Source organism: Streptomyces sp. NPDC017979 (assembly GCF_044328175.1).
Taxonomy (GTDB): Bacteria; Actinomycetota; Actinomycetes; order Streptomycetales; family Streptomycetaceae; genus Streptomyces.
On record NZ_JBIRGU010000015.1, the window covers coordinates 46,518 to 71,296 of the forward strand.

Genomic DNA, 24,779 nt, shown 5'->3' on the forward strand with positions numbered 1-24,779 from the left:
CTCACCCGCGGCACCTACGGGTGGAGCGCGCGCCCTGTCGACGGCAGCGGCTGCGGTCCCGGAGCGGTCGGGCGCAGGCCGTGTCAGGGGCGAGCGGCCGCGGCGAGGCGCCGGGCCTCGACCCGCGCGCTGCGGGCGACGGCGTCCTCGTCGACGGTGGTCAGCCGCCCGTCCTCGACGACCGCGGTGCCGCCGACGAGCGAGAGGGTGACGGGCGCGGGTGCGCCGAGGACCAGTGCGGCCACCGGGTCTGCGATGGTGGAGTGGGCGAGGGTGTCCATCCGCCACAGCACCAGGTCGGCGAGCTTGCCGACCTCCAGGGACCCGATCTGCGTCTGTCGGCCGAGCACTTGGGCCCCGCCGTACGTGCCGAGCCGCAGCGCCTGACGGGCCGTCAAGGCGGCCTCGCGGTGTGCGCCGAGGCGGTTGACGAGCAGGGCGTTGCGCAGTTCGGTGTGGAGTTCGCCGGACTCGTTGGACGCGGTGCCGTCCACGCCGAGGCCGACCGGGACGCCGGCGGCGAGCAGGTCGGGGACGCGTGCGATGCCGGCGGCGAGCCGGGCGTTGGAGGAGGGGCAGTGGGCGACGCCGGTCCCGGTGCGGGCGAAGGTGGCGATGTCCGCGTCGTTCATGTGGACGCAGTGGGCCATCCACACGTCGTCGCCGAGCCAGCCGGTGGAGGCGAGGTAGTCGGTGGGGCCGAGGCCGAAGCGCTCCTTGCAGAACTGCTCCTCCTCCACCGTCTCCGAGCCGTGGGTGTGCAGCCGCACGCCCTTGCGGCGGGCGAGTTCGGCGCCCTGCGTCAGCAGTTCGGTGGAGACGGAGAAGGGCGAGCAGGGCGCCACCGCGATCTGCGTCATGGCGGCGAAGGACGCGTCGTGGTGGGCGTCGACGGCCGCTTCGGTGGCGGCGAGCGCGTCGTCCAGCGCCTCCACGGCGAAGTCCGGCGGCAGTCCGCCGGCGGACTGCCCGCGGTCCATGGACCCGCGGGCCAGGGTGAAGCGGACGCCGGTCTCCCGGGCCGCGCCCACGATGGCCCCGGTCAGGTCGCCGCAGCCGCTGGGGTAGACGTAGTGGTGGTCCATCGCGGTGGTGACGCCGCCGCGCGCCATCATCGCGAGGGAGCCCTGAGCGGCGGCGCGCACCATGGGTTCGTCGATCCGCGCCCAGGTGGGGTAGAGCGCGACGAGCCAGTCGAAGAGGTTGTGGTCGGTGGCGAGTCCGCGGGTGAGCCACTGGTAGAAGTGGTGGTGGGTGTTGACCAGGCCGGGGGTGGCGAGGTGGCCGGTGGCGTCGATCCGCCGGACGACGTCGGCGAGTCCTTCGGGCGCCGGTCCCGCACCGACGGATTCGATCCGGTCGCCGGCGACGACCAGGTGCCCCGAGGCGTGTTCGGTGTCGTGGGCGTCCACCGTTGCGATGGCGCAGTTTTCGATGACGGTGCGCGAAGGCGCCATGGCGGTTCCTCGATTCTTCGCGGGTCGCTGCGTCGTGGTGCGGTGCCTTCGTGCTGGTGCCGGCCGGTTCAGAGGCTTCGGAGACCTCAGCGGCTTCAGAGGTTGGTGAGGTCGACGGGGATCTGCGGCTGCGCCCCGTCCCTGAGGACCGTGGCCTCGATCAGGCCGTAGGGCCGGTCGGCCGCGAAGTACACCTCGTTGTCGTTCTTGAGGCCGAAGGGTTCGAGGTCGACCAGGAAGTGGTGGTTGTTCGGCAGCGAGAAGCGGATCTCGTCGATCTCGCTGCGGCCGTCGATGACGCTGGACCCCATCTGGTACAGGGTCTGTTGCAGGGAGAGCGAGTACGTCGCGGCGAAGGCGTGCAGCATTCGGGCGCGCACCTGTTCGTAGGACTCCTCCCAGAACGGTGCGGGCTGCCCGTCGTCGGTCCAGTTGAAGCGCCAGCGGGCGGAGACGTCGGTCGCCAGTATCCGGTCGTACGCCTCCTTCAAGGTGGTGTACCCGTCCTTGACGTACCCCCAGAACTCGGAGTCCGTCGAGTTCAGCACGGTGAGGTCCTTGAGCCCGGAGATCACCTGCCAGCGCTCGCCGTCGTAGCTGACCTGACTGAGCCGGGTCTCCTGGCCCTTGCGGACGAACGAGTGCTTGGCGTCGGCGGCGGTCCGGCGCGAGCCGTCGGCGGCGCTGCCGTCGATGCGCTCCCAGGCGTACTCTTCGATCCTGATGCGGGCGCGGCGGATCGCCTCCTGCGAGGTCACGAAGTGCCGGGCGAGGTGGATGCCGAACTGCTCGGCGGAGTCGATGCCGTGTTCCTTGGCGAAGGCGAACACCGTGTTCTTGGTGGTGTCGGTGGGCAGGACGTTGGCGTTGGAGCCCGAGTAGTGGACTTCGTCCAGGTCGCCGCTGAGCGAGACGGAGACGTTGAGGTCCTTGATGTGGTGCGTCGCGCCGTCCCGGACGATCCGCACCACGCGGTTCTCTGCTTTTCCGTACTGGTTCTGGCCGAGAATCGTGGGCATGCTTCGCTAGCTCCCTCGGTATACGGAGTAGCCGAACGGGTTGAGCAGCAGGGGTACGTGGAAGTGCTCGCCGGCGGCGACGGCGAAGGTGACCGCCACCTCGGGGAAGAACGCTTCGGCGGCGCCGGTTCCTCGGGTCGGGAGGTACTCCTCGGTCCGGAAGTCGAGGCGTACGTGGGTGGTGCCCCGCGGTGGGGTCGGGAGGTCCTTGCAGCGCCCGTCGGCGTCGGTCGTGGAGCCGCCGAGCGCCGTCCACGTGCCCGCGGGCCCGGTGCGGGCCGAGAGGTGGACGGGGATGCCGGCGGCGGGGCGGCCGGTACTGGTGTCGAGGACGTGCGTGGTCACCGACGCGGTGGATTGCGTGCTCATGCGCGTGACTTCTCCTGCGTTGACCTGCATTGGTCTGCGCTGACCCGGAACTGCGGGGTCACGCCCGGCGTGCGGACGGTACGAGCCGGGCCAGCCGAATGCGGTTGATCTTGCCCAGCTCGGTGCGGACGATCGTGCGCTCCTGCTCCGGCGCGTTGCCGAGCCGGGCCCGGATCGCGTCACGCATCTGCTCCCCGGTCCGACCGGTCGCGCAGATGAGGAAGACGTGCCCAAACCGCTCCTGGTACGCGAGGTTCAGCTCCAGCACGTCCCTCTTGAGTGCGTCGGACGCTTCGGACATCCCGCTCTGTTCGCGGGCGGACACCCGGTCCCCGGCCTTCGGCCGGCCGATCGGGGGGTGACCCGCCAGCGCCTCGGCGAGGTCGCCGGCGGTCAGCTCGGCGACGGCCGAGTCACTGGCGGCGAGGAGGGCTTCGGCGGTGGCGTACGGCCGGCGGGCGAGGAGTCGGGCGCCCCAGGCGGCGCTGGCGCAGACCTCGCGCAGCTCGGCGCTCGCAGTCGGCTCCGGCAGGGCGTTGAAGCGGGCGAGGGCGGTGGGGGTGGAGGGGACTGCGGGGGCGGTGGACGGCTCGACGGGATCTCCCCGTACACCCGGTACTCCCGGAAGGCGCGGTGAACTCGGCGTCACGGGAACCTCCGTGGCTGCTTTCGCGGTGCGTCGAAACGGGCTGCGCATAGCTAACGCCCCGCACGACAGCGCCGTCAACACTTTGTTGAAAAATCGGCAGCCGGCTTGCTCGCCCTCACTCGCCCTTCGTGGCGTTCTCCCTGTTCAGGTAGTTGTAGACGGTGAAGCGGCTGACGCCGAGGGCGCTGGCGACGGTCTCCACCCCGTGCCGCACGGAGAAGGCGCCCCGCGCTTCCAGGTTCCGCACCACCGACTGCTTCGTCCTGCGGTCCAACTCGGCCAGCGGTCTGCCGTGGCTGCGCTCCAGCGCGGCGAGGATGCGGTCCAGCGAATCCGAGAGCTGCGGCAGCCGTACGGCGAGGACGTCCCGCCCCTCCCAGGCGAGGACGACATCGTCCGGGCCGGCGCGGTCGGGGCGGAGGATCTCCGCGCCCATCGCGTCCACCAGCGGCCGGACGGCGCGGGCGAGCGGATGCGCGTCCCCTTCGGGCGGCGCGGTCACCTGTCGCCCTCCGCGACCACGTTGACCTGGAGCGAGATCCGCGTCGCCCCGGCGCCGAGCGAGTCGCGCAGCAGCGCGTCGACGGCGGCGAGCACGGCGTCGGCGCGGCCCTCCGCGGTGTTGCCGAAGGGCCCCACGTCCACGGCGTCCAGGTCGGCGGCCTGGATCACTTCCCGCGCGACGACGGCGTGCGCCGGCGCCTCGTCGAGGTCGAACGGCTCGGTCGTGAACTCCACTCTCAATCGCACGGGCCCAACTTAACGCGGGGCGAGCCGCGGAGGGGCGTGGGCTTGCCAAGTCCCCGACCCCATTGACGCGACCACCGCATCCCCACCGGTGCGTTGGCCCTGCGGGCCGTCTGCGGCTCGTCGCGCAGTCCCCCGCGCCCCTCAACCCTCCCGCCCCGCAGGTGCACGACGAGGTGACCGATTCGGGAGCGCCGCGGTCCCCACGCCTGCTGGGAAGGACCGGGGCGGCGGCACGCCACCGCTGTCACCGACGCCGTCGAGGCACGGCCACCGCGTCGTGCGCCATCACGCGCCGCCACGCCCTCCCGCGGAGGGAGGAAGTGCGCAACCATGTCCTCGGCTGGACACGACGGAGCGTGACAGGAGAGTTCGATGGCCGACGCGGTGACCGTGCGCTGTCCGTCCTGTCTGCGGGAGCACCGGTACGCGGCGCCCGTGTTCCCGTGCCCCTGCGGCGCGCCCGTGTCGCCGCCGCTGGCGCGCACCGTACCGCCCGCCCCGCTGCTGCGGCGGACCTGGCGGGAGGACTGGGTGAGCGTGCGCTGTCCGGAGTGCGCCCGGGTGGACGACTGGCCCCAGCCCGAGCTGGGTTGCCCCTGCGGCGCGTTGTTGCGCATGCCGGTACGGGCCCTGGACGCCGAGGAGGAGCCGGACCGGGCGCCGGAGCCGGACGGTCCGCCGCCGGACTGGCCCGCGGCCCCGCCCGATGCGCCGTCCGACGTCCCGCCCGACGCGCCACCCGCCGTCCGGCCGGCCGGGCACGTCCCGCTGCCGCGGACCGCTGCGACGCCGCGGCCCGGGTTCCGTCCGCTGACCATCCGCACGGCGCGGGACGCGGTGAACGCCGCCGCCCTGTATCTGACGTGGCTCGGCTTCCGCGACGTGGTGCAGCAGGTGGTCCACCGGCCGGACGCCCGCGGCCACCGCGACGGCCCGGGCTCGTCCGGCGTCGACCTGCGGGGCCCGGGCGTCTTCGCACAGGTCGAGCCGTCCGTCCGGCGGGCGACGCTGCGCGAGGTGGAGTGCCTGTGGCTGAACGGCCTCAGCTCCGCCGTGACCACGGTGTACTTCTCCCTCGCGGGGTACACCGACGAAGCCCGCGCCCGCGCCGACCGGCTGGGCATCCCGCTGTTCGTACTCGATCTGACGGGCACGCCCCAGCCGGTGAACGAAGCGGCGGCGGGCCTGGTGGCAGCGGGTGCGCCCGCGGACACGAGCTGACCCGGCTCAGCCGGGGGCGTAGCGCTCGCGCAGTTCCACCTTGCGGACCTTGCCGCTGACCGTCATCGGGAAGTCGGCCAGGATCTCCAGCCGGCGCGGGATCTTGTAGTGCGCGAGCCGTTCCCGGCAGTAGGAGGTGACGGAGTCGAGGGTGGGCGGGTCGGCGGGGTCGCGGGGTATGACGCAGGCCAGGATCTCTTCGCCGTACCGCGCGTCGGGCACCCCGACGACCTGCACGTCCGCGATCTTGGGGTGTCCGTAGAGGAACTCCTCGACCTCCCGCGGGTAGACGTTCTCGCCGCCCCTGATGATCACGTCCTTGATCCGGCCCACGATCTGCACGCAGCCGTCGGAGCGCATCACCGCGAGGTCGCCGGTGTGCATCCACCGCCCGGGGTCGATGACTTCGGCCGTCCGCTCCGGTTCGCCCCAGTACCCCAGCATCACGCTGTAGCCGCGGGTGCACAGTTCGCCGGCCTGGCCGCGGGGCAGCGTCACGCCGCTGACCGGGTCGGTGACCTTCACCTCGACGTGCGGCAGGACCCGGCCCACCGTGCCGGTGCGCAGCTCCAGGTCGTCCTCGCGGCGGGTCTGGGTGGAGACGGGCGAGGTCTCGGTCATGCCGTAGCAGATGGAGACCTCGGCCATGTGCATCTCGGTGACCACCCGGCGCATCACCTCCACCGGACAGGGCGAGCCGGCCATGATGCCGGTGCGCAGCGAGGAGAGGTCGTACGAGGCGAAGCGGGGGTGGTTCAGCTCGGCGATGAACATCGTCGGCACGCCGTACAGGGAGGTGCAGCGCTCCTCGGCGACGGCGCGCAGGGTGGCCTCGGGGTCGAAGGAGCGGGCCGGGATGACCATGCAGGCCCCGTGGGAGGTGGCGGCGAGATTGCCCATCACCATCCCGAAGCAGTGGTAGAACGGCACCGGTATGCATATCCGGTCCCGCTCCGTGTAGTTGATGGTCTCCCCCACGAAGTAGCCGTTGTTCAGGATGTTGTGGTGGGAGAGTGTGGCGCCCTTGGGGAAGCCGGTGGTGCCGGAGGTGTACTGGATGTTGACGGGGTCGTCGCAGGACAGCTCCTGCTCGCGGGCCGCCACCGCGGCGGCGGGCACCCCGTCGGCGGCGGCCAGCAACTCGTCCCACGAGCCGTGTTCGAAGTAGCAGACCCGGCGCAGCTCCGGGCAGGCGGGGCGGACCTGCTCGACCATGGCGCGGTAGTCGCTGGACTTGTGCCGCTCGGTGGCGCACAGCACGGTGGTGCCGGACTTGCGCAGCACGTACTCCACCTCGTGCGCGCGGTAGGCGGGGTTGATGTTGACCATGACGGCGCCTATGCGGGCGGTGGCGTACTGCACCAGGACCCACTCGGGGCAGTTGACGGCCCAGATGCCGACGCGGTCGCCCTTGGCGACGCCGACGCCGAGGAAGGCGCGCGCCAGTCGCTCGACGTCGGCGGCGAACTCGGCGTACGTCCAGCGCGCGCCGGACTCCGCGTCGACCAGCGCCTCCCGGTCGGGGTGGGCGGCGACGACCCGGGCCAGGTTCTCGCCGATGGTGTCGCCGAGGAGGCCGCGGGTGCCGGTGCCGTGCTCGTAGGAGGCGGAGCGGGCGGGTGCGGTCGCGGTCGTCGTCACGGTCGTCGCGGTGGTCATCGCAGGTCCCCCTCGTCGTACTCGGTGCTGCCGGTGCCGTTCGCGGTGCGTTCGCGCAGTTCGATCCGGCGGATCTTGCCGGAGACGGTCTTGGGCAGCTCCCCGAACTCGATGCGCCGGATGCGCTTGTACGGGGAGAGGACCGAGCGCGAGTGGTCGAAGAGCAGCTTCGCGGTGTCCGGGCCGGCCTCCCAGCCGTCGGCGAGCACGACGTACGCCTTCGGCACGGCGAGGCGCACCGGGTCCGGGGCGGGGACGACGGCGGCTTCGGCGACGGCCCGGTGCTCCAGCAGCGCGCTCTCCAGCTCGAACGGCGAGATCTTGTAGTCGGACGCCTTGAAGACGTCGTCGGAGCGGCCGATGTAGGTGATGTAACCGTCGACGTCGCGGGTGCCGATGTCGCCGGTGCGGTAGTAGCCGCCGGCCATCACCGCTGCGGTGCGCTCCTCCTCGCCGTGGTAGCCGGCCATCAGGCCCACCGGACGGGTGGAGAGGTCCAGCGCGATCTCGCCCTCCCGCGCACCGGGGCGGCCCGTCACCGGGTCCAGCAGCTCCACCACGTACCCCGGGCTGGGGCGGCCCATCGAGCCCGCCTTCAGGAGCTGTTCGGGGCTGTTGGAGACCTGGACCGCGGTCTCGGTCTGGCCGAAGCCGTCGCGGATGGTGACGCCCCACTCGCGCCGCACCGTCTCGATGACCTCGGGGTTCAGCGGCTCGCCGGCGGCGACGGCCTCGCGCGGCGGGCTCTGCAACAGGCCGAGGTCGGCTTGGATCAGCATCCGCCACACCGTGGGCGGTGCGCAGAAGCTGGTGACGCCGGCGCGGTCCATCTCGGCCATCAGCCGGACCGCGTCGAAGCGGGCGTAGTTGTGGACGAAGACGGTCGCCTCGGCGTTCCACGGCGCGAAGAGGTTCGACCAGGCGTGCTTGGCCCACCCCGGCGAGGAGATGTTCAGATGGACGTCCCCGGGCTTGAGCCCGATCCAGTACATCGTCGCCAAATGGCCGACGGGGTACGAGGTGTGGGTGTGCTCCACGAGTTTGGGGTGAGCGGTGGTGCCGGAGGTGAAGTAGAGCATCAGGGGGTCGTCCGAACGGGTAGGACCGTCCGGTTGGAACTCCGACGCGCCCTCGGCGTCCGCCGCGCCGTACGGGAGCCAGCCCTCGACCGGCTCGCCGACCGCGATCCTGGTGTAGTCGCCGGGTACGTCAGCGAACTTGGGGGCGTCCACGGAGCGTACGAGGACATGCGTAGCCCGACCCCGCTCGACGCGGTCCCGCAGGTCGACGGGGCCGAGCAGTGGCGTGGCGGGGATGACGACGGCGCGCAACTTCATCGCCGCGAGCGCCGTCTCCCACAACTCGTACTGATTTCCCAACATCACGACCATGCGGTCGCCGGCGCGCACGCCCTTCGCACGCAGCCAGTTCGCCACCCGGTTCGAGCGCTGCGACAGTTCGGCAAAGGTCAGCAGCGTGTCGGTGCCGTCCTCGTCGACGATGTGGAGGGCGGGCCGGTCGTTGCCCGCCGCGATCTGGTCGAACCAGTCCAGCGCCCAGTTGAAGTGCGCGGGACGCGGCCAGGCGAAGCCGTCGTACGCGCTCTGGTAGTCGTCCCGGTGCCGCAGCAGGAAGTCCCGGGCCTCCCGGAACTCCTGTGTCACGCCGCTTGTCACCATGTGACCTCCTCCTTGCCGCACCACTCAGTAGCATCGTGTAATCAGTGATGTAGGTCTCACCACCCCCGATCGGGGGTGGTCGGGCAGGGACGAGCCACGAGGAAAGCAGGGCCATGTCCGATTCGGCCGAGGTGGCGGAGATGCAGGCGGCGCTGGTGCGGCTGCGCAGGAACACCGGAGTGTCCGTGGTGTTCGGCGGATTGCTGCACGACCCCCATCGATTGCGCATCGCGCAGGTCAGCGGGGCGCGTACGAGCGCCCTCCAGGGCCTCGGCATCTCGGCTGGCAACGGCTTGGGCGGGAAGTCCATCGCGCTCTCCCGGCCCTGCGGCGTGACGGACTACCGCAAGGCGCGCCACATCAGCCACGAGTACGACGCGGCCGTGACGGCGGAGGGGCTCTGCTCGGTGCTGGCGGTGCCCGTCGTCGTGCGCCGGCGGGTGCGCGGGGTGCTGTACGGCGCGATGCGGCAGCCGGTCCCGCTCGGTGACCGGATCTTCGACGCGGCGGTGGCCGCGGCGCGCGACGTGGAGCAGGCGTTGGTGGTCCGGGACGAGGTGCGACAGTTGCTGACGAAGGTGCGGGAGCCGGACGTGGACTCCGTCTCGTGGGAGAAGGTGCGCGAGGCGCACGGCGAACTGCGCGCGCTCGCCCCGCTCATCGGGGACCCGGCGCTGCGCGAGACGATCCTCTCGGTGTGCACGAGGCTTTCGGCGGCCGGCGTGCAGGCCGATCAGCCGGCCGTGGCGCTGACCCCGCGCGAGGTGGACGTGCTGGCGTGCGTGGCGTCGGGCGCGACGAACGCGTCGACGGCCCAACGGCTCGGGCTGCGGCCGGAGACGGTGAAAGGTTACTTGCGCGACGCCATGCGGAAGCTGGGGGCGCACACCCGGCTGGAGGCGGTGGTCGCGGCGCGCCGGGCGGGCGTGCTGCCGTAGGTTCACGCCCGACAGGTCCCGTGCGCCTCCCTGTGCGTCCGGACGGAGCCGCCGTTTTCCTGCGGGAGCGTCGGTCTCCCCCGGGCCGGTGGAGACCGACGCTCCCGCAGGAAAACGGCGAGAACGTCGCCGGCCAAGCGCTGCCGCCGCTGTAATGGGCCGATGGTGTCCCTCGACAAGGTCCTCGCATTCACCGCCATGTCCCTCCTCGTCATCGCGATCCCCGGCCCGTCCGTGCTCTTCGTCATCGGCCGGGCCCTCGCGCACGGCCGACGCACCGCGCTGGCCACCGTGGCCGGCAACATCCTCGGCTCGTATCTGCTGGTCGTCGCGGTCGCGTTCGGCGTGGGCTCGCTGATCGAGCGGTCCGCCACCGCGTTCACCGCGGTGAAGCTGGCGGGCGCCGCCTATCTGGTCTACCTGGGCGTGCAGGCGTTCCGGCACCGCAAGGACCTGAAGGTGTCCGCGATGGACGCGCCGGGCGCACCCGGCGCACCCGGCGCACCCGGCGCACAGGAATCGGCGGGGGCGCAGACGCGGCGCGGCGACGTGCGGACGGTCGTGGAGGGCGTCGTCGTCGGGGCCACCAACCCGAAGGGCATCGTCTTCTTCGCGGCCGTGCTGCCGCAGTTCGTCGACCACTCCGCGGGGAACGTCCCCTGGCAGATGCTGCTGCTCGGGCTGGTCCCGATCGGCATCGGGATGGTCACGGACACGCTCTGGGGGCTGGGCGCGGCAGCGGCCCGCGGCTGGTTCGCCCGCTCGGAGCGCCGGCTGTCGATGGTGGGCGGCGCGGGCGGCGTGGCGATGATCGGCCTCGGGTTCACCGTCGCGACGACGGGCCGTGCGGACTGAGCTCAGCCCGGGCGGTTGCGCACGGAGAGTGAGCGCCGGGGCGTCCGCGCGCCAAGGCGGCGTCAAGGACGGGGCCCGGAAGATCAGCGCTGCGTCATGGAACGTCCGTTCCTTCCCTCCTCGGGCATAGCTTCGAAGAAGCCTTACGCCACTTCCCTGGAGGACCAGACGATGAGCACCCTCACCCTTGAGGACTCCGACGCCGCCGACCCCCACGAACACGGCCCGGCGGGGCCGCTGTACGTGCCGGTTCGGCTCGGCTCTGCCGGTGGGCACCACCTGCGCTTCATGCGCACCCCGCGCGGGGTGCGCACCGCGGTCGCCTTCACCAGCCTCCGGCGGTTGACGGACGCCCTCGGGGCGGACGCGCGCTGGATCAGGCTCGCGGAACCGGCGCTGCGCACCCTCGCCGCACCCCTCGGGGTGACCGTGCTGACGGTCGACCCGCAGCTCACCGCACCGGCGCCGGCCGTGCCTCGGGCCCCGGCCGCCGTGGCGCAGCCGTGCGCGCGCCGCGGCTGGGATCCGGACGCCGTGGGCGTGCTCAGGTTGACCGGTGCCGCGGCCGCGGTCTGGTCGGCGGTGACTGCGGTGCACGCCTTCATCGACTGAAGCCCCCTCCCCCATCGCCTTCCCCTTCCCCCTTCCGTCTTCCGTCTCCCCGTGGAGGTGTACGCATGACGGCGGTACCCGCTGTTCCGGTCCCGGTGTCGATCCCCGCTCTCGCCGCGCCCCCGGTGTGGCCGGCGTCCGCCGTCCTCGCGCCCGACGGGGACGTGGCGGTGGCCGGGGTGCCGTTGATGGAGTTGGCCGAGCGGTACGGCACCCCGGTCTACGTGCTCGACGAGGACGAGGTCCGGGCCCGGGCCCGGGCGTGGCGGCGGGCGCTGCCGGACGCCGACGTGGTGTACGCGGCGAAGGCGTTCCTGTGCCGGGCGGTGGTGGACTGGATCGCGGACGAGGGCCTGGGCCTCGGGGTGTGCTCGGCGGCCGAGTTGGAGTTGGCGGCGTCCCGCGGCTTCCCCGCGGACCGGGTCGTGCTGCACGGCGACGCCAAGTCCCCGCAGGACCTGGCGACCGCGCTACGGCTGGGGGTGGGCCGCGTGGTGATCGAGTCGCAGTGCGAGATCGCCCGGCTCGCCTCCCGCGTCCCGGGCCCGGAGGCGCAGCAGGTGATGGTGCGGATCTCCCCCGGCGTCGCCGCGGGCGAACGGTCCGCGGTCGGCGGCGGTGCGGAACTGCCGTTCGGGTTGTCGGTCGCGACGGGCGACGCCGAGGACGCCGTGGCCCGGATCATGGGCCAGCCGCGGTTGCAACTGGTGGGCGTGCAGATCTCCTTGGGGACGCAGATCGCCACCCCGGAGCCGTACGTGCGGGGCGTGCGCCGCGCCGTGGCGTTCCTGGCCCGGGTGCGCGACCGCTTCGGCGTGACCCTGCCGGAGGTGGACCTCGGCGGCGGGTTCGCGGTGGCGTACCTGCCGGGCGATCCGGCGCCGAGCCCCGCCGCGTACGGCCGACGCGTCCAGGACGCGCTGGTGCGCTGCTGCGCGGAGTTCGACCTGCCGCTGCCGCGGCTGACGGTGGAGCCGGGGCGCTCCGTGGTGGGCCCGGCCGGGGTGGCGCTCTACCGCGTCCTGGCGGTGCGGCGCTCCGCGACCGGGCGCGCCTTCGTCGCCGTCGACGGCGGGGTGGGCGACAACCCGCGGCCCGCGCTGTACGGGGCGCGGTACTCGGTGCGGATGATCGGCCGCGCGCCCGCCGCGCCGATGCGCGCGACCACGGTGGTGGGCCGGCACTGCGAGGCGGGCGACGTGCTCGCGGAGGGCGTCGAACTGCCGGAGGACGTCCGCCCGGGCGACGTCCTGGCGGTCCCGGCGTCGGGTGCCTACCACGTGTCCATGGCGTCGGGGTACGACATGACGGGCCGCCCTCCGGTGGTCGCCGTGGCCGGGGCGCGGTCGCGGCTGTTGGTGCGCCGGGAGGGCTTCGACGACCACCGGGCACGCGACGTCGGGCTGTGACCCGTCGCGCAGCGGGTCACACCGCGCGCGAGGCGCGGTCGGCGAGGAACGCGTCGAAGGTGCGCGCCGGGCGTCTTAGCGGGCACGGCCGGCGCTCCCGGTGCGTCAGAAGGCGTCGTCGAAGCGGACGTCGTGCGAAGCGGCGGCCGGGGCCAGGGTCGTGAGCGTGCGCTCCGCCTCGGCGGCCAACTCGGTGCGCTGCGCCGCGGTGGGCGGGCCGAACGGGCGCACGGTGAGGGTCGCCGCCGCCTTCTCCTCCGTCAGCCGCCAGGTCCCCGCGAGGAAGCCGTCGAGGAGGAAGACGGGGAAGGACTGGTTGCCCTGCCACGTCCTCGCCGCGTGCGCCGGGTCGAGCACGACGCGCCGCCGGTCGGCGTGGGACAGCAGCAGGTTGTCGTACTCGGGCAGGAAGCGGGGCGGCGCCGGGACGTCCGCGGCGGGGCGCGGGGCGTCTGGGAGGTCGAACAGCTCGGTGCCGCGTTCGTCGCGGAAGACGAGGAGCCGGGGCCGCAGCCGTACGAAGGCGTCGCGCATCCGGGTCAGCCCGGACCACGTCTGCATGTCCTTGACGGACGCGGGCCCGAAGGCGGCCAGATAGCGCAGCACGGCGTCTTCGGCGCTCGCCGCGGGGCCGACCGGGCGGCCGAACCACCGCTCGACGGTGGTGAGCCGGACCTGTCCGCTGCGGCCCCACAGCCCACGCGGGGTGACCTGCACCAGCGGCAGGGTGCAGCGGGCGGCGACGGCGAGCGACGCGGGGTCGGCGTGCGGCCAGTGGACGAGCAGGGCCTCCCGCAACTCCTTCATCGTCCGCGGCTCCTCCTCGACCAGTTCGCGGGCGATCGTCGCCAGCCGCTCGACGTCGACGCCGTCGAGGCCGCCCCGCGCCTGGAACGTCCGCAACTCCCGGTCGGGGCCGCCGGCCTGGAAGACGGGGCGCAGCGCGAGGCAGTCGTCGGCGGTGTGCGCGTGGATGGTGGAGCGCATGGTGACCATGCGGGCGACCGCGCGCTCGGACATCAGCGACGACAGCTCCTCGGGGTCGAAGTCCGCGAGGCGGGCGGCGACGGCGACGTACGGCGGCTTCACGTTCTGCGCCTGAAGGCCGACCAGATGGCGTACGGCTCCCGCCACGGAGACCTCGGACCGGGGCGCGCGCCGCAGCAGCAGCTGACGGGCGAGCGTGGCCCGGTTCAGGGCGCGGTCGGTGAGGACGGGGGGCGTCGTCGTGGTGGCCATGCGCCCACGCTAGCGAGCCTTGCGGACAGCAACGGTCCGCGATGGCCGCGGCGGTGTGGAGCGCGGTCGCCGACCGCTCGGCCCGGGGCTGCGGGTCCGCGACGCGCCACCGTCACCGGCGCTCCGGCGCCGTGATGCGTGCATGATCGGGGGCATGACGTCCACACCGTTCGACCCCCGCACGCTGCTCACGGGCAGCCGACTCGGCGTCCTCGCCACGATCAAGGCGGACGGCCGTCCGCAACTCTCCCCCGTCCAGCCCTACTACGACCCGGAGGCCGACCTCATCCACGTCTCCACCCGCGCCGGCCTGGTCAAGACGGTCAACCTGCTCCGCGACCCGCGGGCCACGCTGGAGGTGACCGCACCCGACGGCATGTCATGGGCGACCGCCGAGGGCGTCGCGACCATCACCGGCCCCGGCACGGACCCCGACGGCCCGGAGGTCGAGGCGCTGGTGGCGTACTACCGCGCCGCGGCCGGCGAGCACCCCGACTGGGCGGAATATCGCGCGGTGATGGTCTCCGACCGCCGGGTGCTGATCACGATGACCGTCGACCACGTCTACGGCGCCTCCATCCGCTGACCGCGCCTCAGGACACGCCCGCAGGGACCCGCGCCCCCTCCCCGGCGGGCGCGGTGGCGCCGTGACGCGTGCGCGACGACGGCGTCCGCGCCCCGGTGGTGGGCTCAGGGCTTGGCCCAGGCGTCGTCCTTCTCCTGCGCCTGCTCGGGGTGTCGGTCCGCTCCCTGGCGCCCCAGGGACGTGAAGTAGTCCCCGAGCAGGAGCAGCAGGGCGGCGACCGTCATCAGGCCACCGATCAGGAAGGTGCCGCGCACGTCGACCAGGGGGAGCAACAGGCCGCCCCCGAGGGCGCCGACGGCCACGCCCAAGTTGTAGGCGGCGCCGTTCGCGGCGATGGCCGTTTCCGTGCGGCCGGGGGCGAAGTGCATGACCCGGCTCTGCGTGGCCATGAAGATGGGTCCCAGCGAGGCGCCGAGGAAGACGATCATGATCACCGCCACGGTCTGCGAGTCGCCCGCCGCGTACAGGCCGAGCAGGGCCACCGCCTGCGTCGCCACGGGGAGGCCGAGGGTCGCTCGTGGATAGCGGTCGAGGAGCCGTCCGTACACCGCGATGCCGGTGATGCCGGTGACGCCGAGGACGAGGAGCAGGGTGCTGACCGAGGACTCGCTGAAGTCGGCCTCGTCCACCAGGAAGGTGGAGATGTAGGTGTACCCGGCGAAGACTCCGGTGACCGTGAGCCCGGTGACGGCCAGCACGATCGCGAAGCGGCGGGTGTCCGGCGCGAGGCCGCGCACGGCGTGCCCCTCCTCCGGGGGCGACGTCGGCAGCACGGTGGCGATCACCAGGAAGGAGGGGATGGCGAGCGCGCCGACCACCAGGAACGGCACCTGCCAACTGGTGTGCTGGCCCAGCCAGGTGCCGCCGGGCACGCCCAGCACGAGGGCGAGCGAACCGCCCACGGACAGCGCGCCGATGACGCGCCCCCGCACGTCGGGGGAGAACAGGCCGACCGCGACGGGCCCCATGACCGCCCAGAACAACGCCTGGGCCACCGCGGTGACCAAACGACTGGCCAGCAGCACCCAGTACGAGGAGACCACGGCCGCCACCACGCTCGCGACGAGCAGTGCCGCCAGCAGGGCGCAGAGCACGAGGCGCCGTGGGATCGAGCGGGTCACCTTGGCGATCGGCACCGAGACGAGGGCGACGGTCAGGCCGTAGCCGGACACCAGCAGACCGACGGCCGACGGCGACTGGCCCAAGTCGTCCGAGATCAGCTCAAGGATGCCGATCGGCAGGTTCTCGGTGGTGTTGAAGGCGAACGCACCCAGCATGAGCGCACCGACCACCGCCACACCACGCCGGTTCGTCGACTTCTCCGTCGCCATCCATCCTCCATTTTCGTCCAAGGGGAGTGCACAGGGAGTACACAGGTAGTGCACAAAGCTCGGTAATAGCTTGCTTGTTCCTGCCTATCGAGAAGGGCTGCTCAACGAGTTTGAACGGTTCCGCGATGACCGGGATGACCAGGAAGAGCAGTCGTAGATCAGCGTAGACCCTGGCCGGCAAGACATGGCCGAAGCGCTTCGATTTGGCTGGTTCTAGAGTGTGGACGCTCCACCAAGTGACATGTAATGTGCAACCGTTGATCGATCCTCCAATTCTTTACGCTGCCTCCGGCGACGGGGATGTACAGCCGAGAAATGGTGTTCGTGGCGCCTGTGCGATGTGGCGTCGAGTTAAGCGCTGTGTCCCCGTAAGGAGTGAACTTTGCTTAATCTCGAAAATGCAGAAGTCCCGTTACTTGCTCCGCAGTTGCGCACCTGGACAGCCCAATCGGAAGACTTGAGCAACCCCGTTTACTGCATCTGCGACTACCTCGACATCCGGGGGCGAGTCGAACCCGATCTCATGATTTCCGCGCACGAACACGTCGAGCGAGAAGCTGAGGCGCTGCGGCTGGGCATCGTCACCGCGCGGGGCGAGCACCGTCAGTTCCTGTCCGAGGGGACGGCCCCTCTGGATTTCCTGGATCTCAGCGCGGAATCCTTTCCTGAGGCGGCAGCGAAGACCTGGATGGAATCCGACGCCCAACGCCCGGTGAACCCGGACCGGTTGTGCACGGCGGCGCTCATCAAAGTCACCGACGAGCATTTCATCCTGTACCGGCGGGTGCACCACGCCGTCGTCGACGGCTACAGCCTCGCGCTCATCTTCAACCGCACCGCCGCGGTGTACACCGCGCTCGCCCAGGGGCTCCCTCCCGGGAAGAGCGCATTTCCCCCGTACGCACGACTCTTGGAGAGCGAGGCGGCGTACCGGGACGGAAAGAGCTTCGACCGCGATCGGCAGCACTGGCTGCGGAAGATGGCCGGCCGTCCCGAGCCGGTGAGCCTCGCCGGCCGGAAAGCAGGGCTCGGCATCGGGCACCGCCGCACCGCCGAGCTCGCGCCCGACACGGTTGCCCGCCTGGAGCGGGCGGCGGGCGGTCTCGGCGTCACCTGGTCCGACCTGGCCGTCAGCACCACGGCCGCGTACGTGGCCCGCACCACCGGCGCCGACGAACTGCTGATCGGTCTGCCCACCGGCGGCCGGCTGGGCCCGCAGGTCCGCAATGTGCCCGGCATGACGATGAACATCCTGCCGCTGCGCCTCACCGTGGACACCGGATCCCCGCTCGACGCGTTCGCCCGGCAGGTGTCGCGGGAGGTGCGGGAAGTCCTGCTGCACTGCCGATACCCCACCGCCGAGCTCTCCCGCGAGCTCGTCGAGCAGGGCGGCGGAGCGCGACTGTGGGGGCCGATGGTCAACGTCATGAAGTTCAACTACAAACTGGACTTCGCCGGCGCCCACGCCGTCATGCGCACGATGTCGATTCCGCTCACCGTCGACGTGACCGTGTACTTCTTCCAGACCTCCGCCGACGGCACCACCGAAGTCATCCTCGACGCGCACCCCGAACTCTACGGTCCGCAGGAAACAGACCGGCACATGCAGGGCCTGCTCTCCTTGCTGCGCGCTCTCGAAACGGCCGACCCGCGCACCGCCGTGCGCGACGTCGGCGCCTGACCTCCGCCCGCGAGACGCGGCACGCCGACTGCCGGTGTGCCGGTGTGCCGGTGTGCGCCGAAGGGCCACGAGGAAGACGGGGCAACGCCGCCGGGGAAAACTACTGGGAAGCGAGGGAACTACGATGGACATGACAGCGGGCGGCGCCGTCGACCCTGCCATAGAAAACCATCAGCAGGTCAGCGAACTCAGAGCGGCAATGAAGCACCTGCGTTCGGAACCCCGAGGGTGGTTGTTCTCCCTCAAGTTCTCCTTATGCGTGCTGCTCACCACGATCGGCGTCCTGGTGGCGTTGCAGCCCGTTTGGTGGTGCCGCGTCGCCGGCGTCGTACTGATCGGATGCATGTTCGCGCATGCCGCGGAACTCCAGCACGAGGCGCTGCACAATTTGGCCTATCGAAGCCGTCGGGCGAACGCAGTCAGCGGAATCGCCCTCGGCCTCCCGATGCTGATTTCCTTCGCTGCCTACAAGGCTGCGCACATGCGCCACCACCGCGATCTCGGCACCCCCATGAACCGGGAGTTCTTCGACTACGGCGACCAGTACGGCCGGGAGGAACGCTCGAAATTGGGCGCCTTCGTCGACTGGAGCGTGCGGTTCACCATGGTCCACCACTACGCGCTGTTCGTGGCGAACCTCGGTCGCTCCCTCCTCGGCAGGGACTTCAGCGGGGAGAGTGCGCGCGTTTCACGACGCATACGCCGCGACCATCGTCTTGTGCTCGGCGCACTGCTCGCCCTTTCCGCACTGTCCTGGTCGCTCGATTCGATGGTCATCGTGTGGGTATGGCTACTTCCGCTCTTCCTCGTGGCCGGGCCGGTGCACGCCGCCATTGAACTGCCGGAGCACTTCGGCTGCGAAACGTTGAACCGCGACCCGTTCGCCAACACCCGGACCATTCGTTCCAACCGCATCCTGACGTGGTTCACCAACGGAAACAATTTCCATGTCGAGCACCATCTGATGCCGAATCTTCCGCTGGAGCGGCTGCCGGATCTGCACAACGAGGTCCAAGACCGCATCCGCTACTTCAACCGCGGCTATCTCGACTACTTCGGAAAGCTGCTCCGCAGGTGAACCCGGGCGTGCACCGCGCCCCGTCACCCGTGAGCAACCGAGAGGAGCAGCAGGTGAACGTGACCTTCCGAGTGGCGCGAACGGAGGCCGACAGGGCCGACGTCCTACGGCTTCGTGACGCCGTGTACGTCGACGACCAGGGCCGGCTCGCCGACGCCGGGGACACGGCCGCGACCTTCGACCGCTTCGACCCCTACGCCGAGTACATCGTCGGATACGACGGGGGAAAGCCGGTGGGCACCGTCAAAGTCGTCCCCGACACGGCGGCCGGGCTGCCCTGCGACGACACGGTGGACCTCACCGAACTCCGCCGCGGCAACCGGCTCGTGGAGTTCGGTCACCTGATGACCCTCCCAGAGGTGCGCGACCGCCACATAGGCATGGCGCTCATGCGGGAAGCCGTGATCCACGGCGCCCGGCAGTACGACATGACGCACATCCTCGGCGACTTCTTCGTCGACGACTCCGAAGGGCTGCGCGGCTTCTACAAGGAGATCGGCTTCGTCGCCCTGCACGAGCCGTACGAGGACACCCGCTTCAAGGGAGCGCCCCTCAGCCTGGTCGCAGCCCTCGACGTCGCCGACGCGGTGAGCCGGACGCGCACCCCGGAAGGACGGAAGAGCCGTCTGTTGCAGTACTTCTTCGGCGAGTACGACAGCTACCGACGGGAGGCGGCGGCGGATGCGGACCCGGCGGCAACTCCTCGCTGAGGCGAAGGCGGCGCACAACCATCCGGCCTACGCCAAGATGGCGTTCGTCATGGGCTGCGGCGTCCAGGGCAGGGGCGAGGGCAGCCGGGTCCTGGACGCCGACGACGGCACCGCGTACCTCGCGCTGTTCGACCAGTACGGCAACCAGTCCTTCGGCTACTCCCACCCGCGGATCGTGGCCGCGGTGCGCGAACAGCTCGACAGCGGCGTCCTCAACAGCACCAAGATCATGTTCGAGGAGGTGCAGATCCGACTCTCCGAACGGCTCGGGGAGGCCACCGGGCAGCGCCTGCCGTACTCGTACCTCGCCAATGGCGGCGGCGAGACCGTCGACAACGCGCTCAAGCTGGCCCGCGCCGCGACCGGCCGTCCCGGCGTCATCAGCGCCCGCGGCTGCTTCCACGGCAAGACCTTCGCCACCCTCAGCGCCTCCGACCGGCCCGAACACCGCGCGCTGCTGGGCCCGTTCATGGAGCACTTCCGACAGGTCGACTTCGGCGACGCGGACCAGCTCGCCGCCGCGTTGGACGACACCGTCGCCGCCGTGCTCCTGGAGCCCGTGCAGGCCGAGGCGGGCGTGATAGTGCCGCCGCCCGGCTATCTCCAGGAGGTGCGCAGGCTGTGCACCGAGGCGGGCGCGCTGCTCGTCCTGGACGAGATGCAGACGGCGTTCGGCCGCTGCGGCACGTTCTTCGCCCACGAGCTGTTCGGCGTCGTCCCGGACCTGGTGTGCGTGGGCAAGGCGTTCGGCGGCGGGGTGCTCCCGCTGTCGGCGGTGCTCGGCACCGAGCGGGTCTGGGAGGTCCTGCGGGTGCTGCCGTCCACCTTCGGCTCCAGCCTGGGCGGCAACCCGCTCTCCTGCCGGGTCGGCCTTGAGTCCCTCGCCATCGCGTCCGACGAAGGGTTCCTCGCCGAGGTCAAGCAGCGGTCGCTGTGCATCGACGAGCGGCTGACCGCAGCGGCGGCGAACCATCCCGGGCTCATCGCCGAGCACCGGGGCCTGGGCATGATGCACGGCCTGGAGTTCACCACCGGGGCGACCGCCGGGCTCGTCCTCGGCCGACTCCTCGAAGCGGGAATCACCTCCACGTACTCGCTCTACGACCCGAAGGTCCTGCGCGTCCAACCGCCCATGGTCATATCGGCGGACGACCTCGACCACGGCCTGTCCGTGCTCGAAGGGATCCTCGCGGAGACCGATGCCCACCGGCGCGACCGTGCCTCCGCACCCGGCGGGGCCGGTGTTCGGGCGGACGGCTGCGAAGCCGCGGCCGAGCTCTCCCCGCTGACTCGGACCGTCCCGCTGCCGTACCCGGCCGGGCGCGTCCTGGACCTGCTCCGGTCCCGGCCGCGGCTGCTCGACCCCTTCGCGGCCGAGCCCGCGGCGCCGGCCGCACCGGGCCGGGACCAGGAGTTCGCCGGGCGGCTCGGCGACGACGCGGTGGTCTGGACGGACCGCGCCGAACTCCTCGACGACGGCGTGCGGCTGACCGCGGCCCCCGACTGGCTGTGGCACACCCTGGAGCGCCGGGTGACGGTCGCGCCCGGCGACGGCGGGAGCGTCCTTGAGGTCCACGTCGCCTGGAACACCGACAGCGCGGGGTACGAGGACATGCTCGGCGGCCGGATCGGGTTCCTCGCGGCCCGCCGGCTCGCCGAGCTCGTTCCCGAGCTGGAATCCGCGCTGGCGGCGGAAGCCGGCCTCCCATCGCAGGCGGCCCCCGTCCCCCCACCGCACGCACCCGCACCTCAACCGCACCCGGAAAGGAAGTCGGCCGACAGGTGAGCATGAACCTCGCGGGCCTCTTGGACCGCTCAAGGACCCACACCACCGCCCGGGTCACGGAGATCGACATCACCGGCAAACGCCGCGACCTCACACACGCCGAGCTGACGGAACTCGCGCACGACCGGGCACGCCAGCTGACCGCCGCGGGCGTGCGCCCCGGCCACCTCATCGGCATCCGCGCGTCCAACGGCCTGGACTGGCTCGCCTGGGACCTGGCGGCCCTCGTCACGGGCGCGCGGTTGAAGGCGTTCGCCGACACCACGGAGATCCCCGACCCGGGCGACTTCATCGCCGAGCACCGGCTCGCCCTGTTGATCGCCGACGTGCCCCCGACCGCCCCGGCCGTCGTCCGGCCCGACGGTGCCCCGGAGCCGGACGTGGTGCCGCCCACCGCCACCGTCGTCGAGACCGACGACATCCACAGCCTGGTCTACTCCTCGGGCACCTCCGGTCGGCTCAAGGGCCTGGAGATCAGCGGCCGGGGCACCGAGTACGTCATCAACCGCTTCGTGGCAGCCTTCGGCGTGACCGCCCGCGACCGGCACCTGATCTTCCTGCCCCTCGCCAACTACCAGCAGCGGCTGTCCGTATACCTGTGCCTGTGGCTCGGCGCGGACCTGGTCCTCGCCCCGTACCAGCGGGTCTTCCAGGCGGTGCGCACGGAGCGCCCGACGTTCCTGATCGGACCGCCCGTCTTCTACGACACCGCGCTCCAGCTCAGCACGAAGGGCCAAGGCGCGGGCTCGCTGGGCGACTTCCTGGGTGGGCACATCCGCTTCCTGATCACGGGCATGGCGCCGATCCGCCGCGACACCCTGGACGCGTTCTGGGCGCAGGGCGTGCCGCTGCTGGAGGCGTACGGCCTGACCGAGACCGGCATGGTCGCCTGGAACAGCCCGGGAGAGCACCGGGTCGGCACCGTGGGCCGCCTCATCGACCCCGACGCGGTGACCTTCCTCGACGACGGCGAACTGGTCATCAACCGTCCGGCCCCGCTCGGGCGCGGCTATTTCGACACGGACGGCGACCCTGCCGCCGCGGAGGTCTTCAAGGCCGACGGCACGATCCTGACGGGCGACTACGGCCGGCTGGACGAGGACGGGTTCCTGACGCTGATCGGGCGCAAGAAGGACGTGATCGCGCTCGGCAGCGGCCGCAAGGTGCACCCGGCCGAGATCGAGGCCGCCTTCACCGGCATCGAGGGCGTCTCGGAGATCGTCGTCGTCGCGACCCCGCAGTCGAACCGGCTCGGCGCCATCGTCACCGCGACCGACCCGGCGGACCCGCTGCTGCACGGACGGATCGAGCAGCGGATCGAAGAGACCAACGCCACGCTCGACGCGCACGAACGCGTGATGTCGTTGGTCTTCTCCGCCACGCCGCTGCGGTCCGACCCCGCTTTCATGACCGCGAACATGAAGCTCAGCCGGGACCGCGCGGCGGCGCACTTCGCGGCCGCGGTCAAGGAGGAGTCCGCTGCCGACGGGGCCGCCGCGCCCGCGGACTCCGGGGCGGGGCGCTGATGGCACGGCCCCCCGAGCGCACGGCGGACGCCGGACGCGACGCTCCGGCGCCGCCCGTCGTCGACGCCCAGGTACAGCTCGGCAGCCAACTGGCCATCCCGCGGGCGTTCCTGGAGTACCAGGCGGACAATGCGCACCACCGCATGAACGCCTACGGTCACCCGGTGCGGCGCGGGCGCATGCTCGACCGGGTGCTCTCCGTCCACCAGGACGACGACGCCGACCGGCTCGTGGCGGAGATGGACGAAGCGGGGGTCGACCAGGCGTTCCTGGTGATCCCGGACTACTCGCACGTGGCACGGTGCGCCCTGACGCAGGCCGAACTCGCCCGGCACGTCGACAAGGTGAGCCGTCGGCACGAGGGCCGTTTCAAGGTCTTCTGGGGCGTCGACCCGCGTGGCGGGCAGGACGGCATCGACCTGTTCGAACGGTGCGTCACCGAGTACGGCTTCGCCGGGCTCAAGCTCTACCCGCTGTGCGGCTACTCGCCGAGCGACCGCCGGCTGTATCCGTACTTCGAGATCTGCCGGCTGCACGGCCTGCCCGTGCTGAGCCACACCGGGCCGGGCTGGGGCCAACTGGAGTTCGAGTACGGCGCACCGCTGCTGCTCGACGCGGCGGCGCGCGACTTCCCGCAGGTGAACTTCATCCTCGGGCACGGCGGGGTCACCCACGTCGAAGAGGCGACGTACATGTGCGCCCACCGGCCCAACACGTACCTGGACATCAGCCAGTTCCACTCGGTCCTGGCCGCGGACGGCTGGCAGGCGCATCTCAACCGCCTGTTCCGCCTGGGCATCAGCCACAAGATCCTCTTCGGCACCTGCTGGCCCTCCTACCGGCTCTCGGAGTCACTGCCCGGTCTGGTGGGCGCCTTCGCCAAGGGCCGGCCCGCGGTGGCCGGACTGAAGGAGTCGGACCGTCGCATGATCATGGGCGGCAACAGCCTGCGCCTGGTCGCCGGAGCATCGAAGGACGCAACGGAGCACGTCACCACGGACAACGCCACCGTCATGGATCGGGGAGGCCGGGCATGAGCACGGACGTCGCAGCGCTGGAGAAACTGATGGTCGACTGGGTCGAACAGTGGATCGAGGGGGAGGCGCACACGCCGATCGACGCGACGACCAACCTCAGCCACACCGGACTCCTCGACTCCATGGCGATCGTCGGGCTCATCTCGTACCTGGAGGAACAGGCCGAAACCGAATTCGACTTCGCGACGTACGACCCCATGGCCGGGGTCACCATCCGGGGCCTGATCGAGCACTGCGTCGGATGACCACGGTCTACGACGGCCACTGCCACGTGGCGTCGACCCACTTCATCCCGCGGACCTTCGTGGAGGACGTGGCGAGCAACGTGTGCTGCTACCTCGGTTCCCGGGGCGTGGAACAGCGCCCCGGCCGCGTCGCCGACGGCCTGGCGGCCCAGTACGAGGACCACTTGGCCGACGGCCTCGTCGGCGAGATGGACGCGGCCGGCATCGACCGCGCGGTGCTGCTCGTGCCCGACTTCAGCCTGCGGATGCCCGGGGCGCCGGAGCCCGTTGCGGCGGCGCGTCACCACCACGAGATCCGGCTGCGCCACCCCGGCCGCTTCTGGGTCTACATCGGCGTCGACCCACGGCGCGGACCCGAGGGCGTGCGCGCCTTCGAGCAGATGGTCGACGGCTACGGCCTGGACGGCGTGAAGCTCTATCCGCCGTGCGGCTACTCGCCGTCCGACCCGGGGCTGTACCCGTACTACGAGATCTGCCAGACGCGCAGCCTGCCGGTGTTCGTGCACACGGGCCCCACCGCCCGCAGCCTCGACTACGGACCGGCGCACCCGCTGCGCGTCGACAAGGCCGCGCGGGACTTCCCGCGGGTGAAGTTCGTCCTCGGCCACGGCGGACTCACCCACGTGGAGACGTCCGCCTACTTGGCGTCGTACCGGCCCAACGTGTACGTGGACACCGGCGGTTTCGCGAGCGGGCCGATGCTGCCCGCCTGGCCCGAGCATCTGAACCGGCTGTTCCGGCTGGGCGTCAACCACAAGATCATCTTCGGCACCGACTGGCCGCTCGGCCGCCTGAACGGGTTCAAGGGCCTGATGGCGGAGGTCCTCGACGGCCCGACGGTGTTCGCCGGCGTGTCGCACAAGGACCGGTCACTGCTGCTGCACGAGAACCTGCTGCGCGTCCTGGCGCCGCGCAGCCGCCCCGAGGCGTGAGGCCCGCCGCG

At 71.5% G+C, this 24,779-nt stretch carries 24 protein-coding genes; 14 read left to right on the forward strand and 10 right to left on the reverse strand.

Annotated elements, in window-relative coordinates:
* Positions 1 to 83 precede the first annotated feature (83 nt).
* The 6 genes from ACH4E8_RS29835 to ACH4E8_RS29860 all read right to left on the reverse strand — a co-directional run bounded on the left by ACH4E8_RS29835 (position 84) and on the right by ACH4E8_RS29860 (position 4,244).
* Positions 84 to 1,457: an 8-oxoguanine deaminase gene (locus ACH4E8_RS29835; protein WP_398454040.1), complete on the reverse strand. Its 1,374-nt coding sequence runs from the start codon at positions 1,455 to 1,457 to the stop codon at positions 84 to 86.
* A 95-nt stretch (positions 1,458 to 1,552) separates the two neighbouring features.
* The gene (gene pucL / locus ACH4E8_RS29840; protein ID WP_398454043.1) at positions 1,553 to 2,476 is read right to left on the reverse strand and encodes a factor-independent urate hydroxylase; all 924 of its coding nucleotides are present in this window, start codon (positions 2,474 to 2,476) and stop codon (positions 1,553 to 1,555) included.
* A 6-nt stretch (positions 2,477 to 2,482) separates the two neighbouring features.
* Complete coding sequence (gene uraH / locus ACH4E8_RS29845; RefSeq protein ID WP_398454046.1) at positions 2,483 to 2,845, reverse strand: hydroxyisourate hydrolase; 363 nt, start codon at positions 2,843 to 2,845, stop codon at positions 2,483 to 2,485.
* 58 nt (positions 2,846 to 2,903) lie between these two features.
* Positions 2,904 to 3,377, reverse strand: a complete 474-nt coding sequence (gene uraD, locus ACH4E8_RS29850; protein ID WP_398454384.1) for a 2-oxo-4-hydroxy-4-carboxy-5-ureidoimidazoline decarboxylase — start codon at positions 3,375 to 3,377, stop codon at positions 2,904 to 2,906.
* A 232-nt stretch (positions 3,378 to 3,609) separates the two neighbouring features.
* Positions 3,610 to 3,930, reverse strand: coding sequence for a helix-turn-helix domain-containing protein (locus tag ACH4E8_RS29855; RefSeq protein ID WP_398454387.1), 321 nt, complete (start codon positions 3,928 to 3,930; stop codon positions 3,610 to 3,612).
* A gap of 62 nt (positions 3,931 to 3,992) precedes the next feature.
* Positions 3,993 to 4,244, reverse strand: a complete 252-nt coding sequence (locus ACH4E8_RS29860) for a hypothetical protein (protein ID WP_398454049.1) — start codon at positions 4,242 to 4,244, stop codon at positions 3,993 to 3,995.
* Positions 4,245 to 4,616: 372 nt separating this feature from the next.
* On the opposite strand from ACH4E8_RS29860, the gene ACH4E8_RS29865 reads away from it, so the two are divergent.
* Positions 4,617 to 5,465, forward strand: a complete 849-nt coding sequence (locus ACH4E8_RS29865) for a hypothetical protein (protein ID WP_398454052.1) — start codon at positions 4,617 to 4,619, stop codon at positions 5,463 to 5,465.
* Between the two features lie 6 nt (positions 5,466 to 5,471).
* Here the strand turns inward: ACH4E8_RS29865 and ACH4E8_RS29870 are convergent, their stop codons facing one another.
* Together ACH4E8_RS29870 and ACH4E8_RS29875 are read right to left on the reverse strand one after the other, a co-directional pair.
* Positions 5,472 to 7,124, reverse strand: a complete 1,653-nt coding sequence (locus tag ACH4E8_RS29870; protein ID WP_398454055.1) for an AMP-binding protein — start codon at positions 7,122 to 7,124, stop codon at positions 5,472 to 5,474.
* Positions 7,121 to 8,803: an AMP-binding protein gene (locus ACH4E8_RS29875; RefSeq protein ID WP_398454058.1), complete on the reverse strand. Its 1,683-nt coding sequence runs from the start codon at positions 8,801 to 8,803 to the stop codon at positions 7,121 to 7,123. The genes ACH4E8_RS29870 and ACH4E8_RS29875 overlap by 4 nt, the downstream gene beginning before the upstream one ends.
* Before the next feature lie 113 nt (positions 8,804 to 8,916).
* Between ACH4E8_RS29875 and ACH4E8_RS29880 the strand changes: the two genes are divergently transcribed.
* From ACH4E8_RS29880 to lysA, 4 genes are all read left to right on the forward strand, one after another.
* On the forward strand, positions 8,917 to 9,741 hold the full coding sequence (locus ACH4E8_RS29880; protein ID WP_398454061.1) for a response regulator transcription factor: 825 nt from the start codon (positions 8,917 to 8,919) through the stop codon (positions 9,739 to 9,741).
* Positions 9,742 to 9,903: 162 nt separating this feature from the next.
* Positions 9,904 to 10,596 carry a LysE family translocator gene (locus ACH4E8_RS29885; RefSeq protein WP_398454064.1) on the forward strand — a complete coding sequence of 231 codons (693 nt, stop codon included), beginning with the start codon at positions 9,904 to 9,906 and terminating at the stop codon, positions 10,594 to 10,596.
* Positions 10,597 to 10,767: 171 nt separating this feature from the next.
* Positions 10,768 to 11,208 (forward strand): SAV_915 family protein, encoded by a 441-nt coding sequence (locus ACH4E8_RS29890; RefSeq protein WP_398454066.1) that lies wholly within the window; start codon positions 10,768 to 10,770, stop codon positions 11,206 to 11,208.
* A gap of 65 nt (positions 11,209 to 11,273) precedes the next feature.
* A complete protein-coding gene (gene lysA / locus ACH4E8_RS29895; protein WP_398454069.1) occupies positions 11,274 to 12,617 on the forward strand; it encodes a diaminopimelate decarboxylase in 1,344 nt (447 codons plus the stop codon).
* 105 nt (positions 12,618 to 12,722) lie between these two features.
* Here the strand turns inward: lysA and ACH4E8_RS29900 are convergent, their stop codons facing one another.
* Positions 12,723 to 13,856 (reverse strand): winged helix DNA-binding domain-containing protein, encoded by a 1,134-nt coding sequence (locus ACH4E8_RS29900; protein WP_398454072.1) that lies wholly within the window; start codon positions 13,854 to 13,856, stop codon positions 12,723 to 12,725.
* Positions 13,857 to 14,010: 154 nt separating this feature from the next.
* Here ACH4E8_RS29900 and ACH4E8_RS29905 point away from each other — a divergent pair, with 154 nt between their 5' ends.
* The gene (locus ACH4E8_RS29905; protein ID WP_398454075.1) at positions 14,011 to 14,442 is read left to right on the forward strand and encodes a PPOX class F420-dependent oxidoreductase; all 432 of its coding nucleotides are present in this window, start codon (positions 14,011 to 14,013) and stop codon (positions 14,440 to 14,442) included.
* Positions 14,443 to 14,546: 104 nt separating this feature from the next.
* Here the strand turns inward: ACH4E8_RS29905 and ACH4E8_RS29910 are convergent, their stop codons facing one another.
* Positions 14,547 to 15,773: an MFS transporter gene (locus ACH4E8_RS29910; protein WP_398454078.1), complete on the reverse strand. Its 1,227-nt coding sequence runs from the start codon at positions 15,771 to 15,773 to the stop codon at positions 14,547 to 14,549.
* A 382-nt stretch (positions 15,774 to 16,155) separates the two neighbouring features.
* On the opposite strand from ACH4E8_RS29910, the gene ACH4E8_RS29915 reads away from it, so the two are divergent.
* From ACH4E8_RS29915 to ACH4E8_RS29950, 8 genes are all read left to right on the forward strand, one after another.
* Positions 16,156 to 17,454 carry a condensation domain-containing protein gene (locus ACH4E8_RS29915; RefSeq protein ID WP_398454081.1) on the forward strand — a complete coding sequence of 433 codons (1,299 nt, stop codon included), beginning with the start codon at positions 16,156 to 16,158 and terminating at the stop codon, positions 17,452 to 17,454.
* A gap of 124 nt (positions 17,455 to 17,578) precedes the next feature.
* The gene (locus ACH4E8_RS29920; protein ID WP_398454084.1) at positions 17,579 to 18,532 is read left to right on the forward strand and encodes a fatty acid desaturase family protein; all 954 of its coding nucleotides are present in this window, start codon (positions 17,579 to 17,581) and stop codon (positions 18,530 to 18,532) included.
* Positions 18,533 to 18,585: 53 nt separating this feature from the next.
* Positions 18,586 to 19,242, forward strand: a complete 657-nt coding sequence (locus ACH4E8_RS29925) for a GNAT family N-acetyltransferase (protein ID WP_398454086.1) — start codon at positions 18,586 to 18,588, stop codon at positions 19,240 to 19,242.
* Positions 19,214 to 21,028: an aspartate aminotransferase family protein gene (locus ACH4E8_RS29930; protein WP_398454089.1), complete on the forward strand. Its 1,815-nt coding sequence runs from the start codon at positions 19,214 to 19,216 to the stop codon at positions 21,026 to 21,028. The genes ACH4E8_RS29925 and ACH4E8_RS29930 overlap by 29 nt, the downstream gene beginning before the upstream one ends.
* Before the next feature lie 2 nt (positions 21,029 to 21,030).
* On the forward strand, positions 21,031 to 22,554 hold the full coding sequence (locus ACH4E8_RS29935; RefSeq protein ID WP_398454389.1) for an AMP-binding protein: 1,524 nt from the start codon (positions 21,031 to 21,033) through the stop codon (positions 22,552 to 22,554).
* Entirely contained in the window at positions 22,554 to 23,591 is a 1,038-nt protein-coding gene (locus ACH4E8_RS29940; protein WP_398454091.1) for an amidohydrolase family protein, read from the forward strand. The genes ACH4E8_RS29935 and ACH4E8_RS29940 overlap by 1 nt, the downstream gene beginning before the upstream one ends.
* Complete coding sequence (locus tag ACH4E8_RS29945; RefSeq protein WP_398454093.1) at positions 23,588 to 23,836, forward strand: phosphopantetheine-binding protein; 249 nt, start codon at positions 23,588 to 23,590, stop codon at positions 23,834 to 23,836. The genes ACH4E8_RS29940 and ACH4E8_RS29945 overlap by 4 nt, the downstream gene beginning before the upstream one ends.
* Entirely contained in the window at positions 23,833 to 24,768 is a 936-nt protein-coding gene (locus ACH4E8_RS29950; protein ID WP_398454095.1) for an amidohydrolase family protein, read from the forward strand. Before ACH4E8_RS29945 ends, ACH4E8_RS29950 begins: the two co-directional genes overlap by 4 nt.
* Positions 24,769 to 24,779 lie beyond the last annotated feature (11 nt).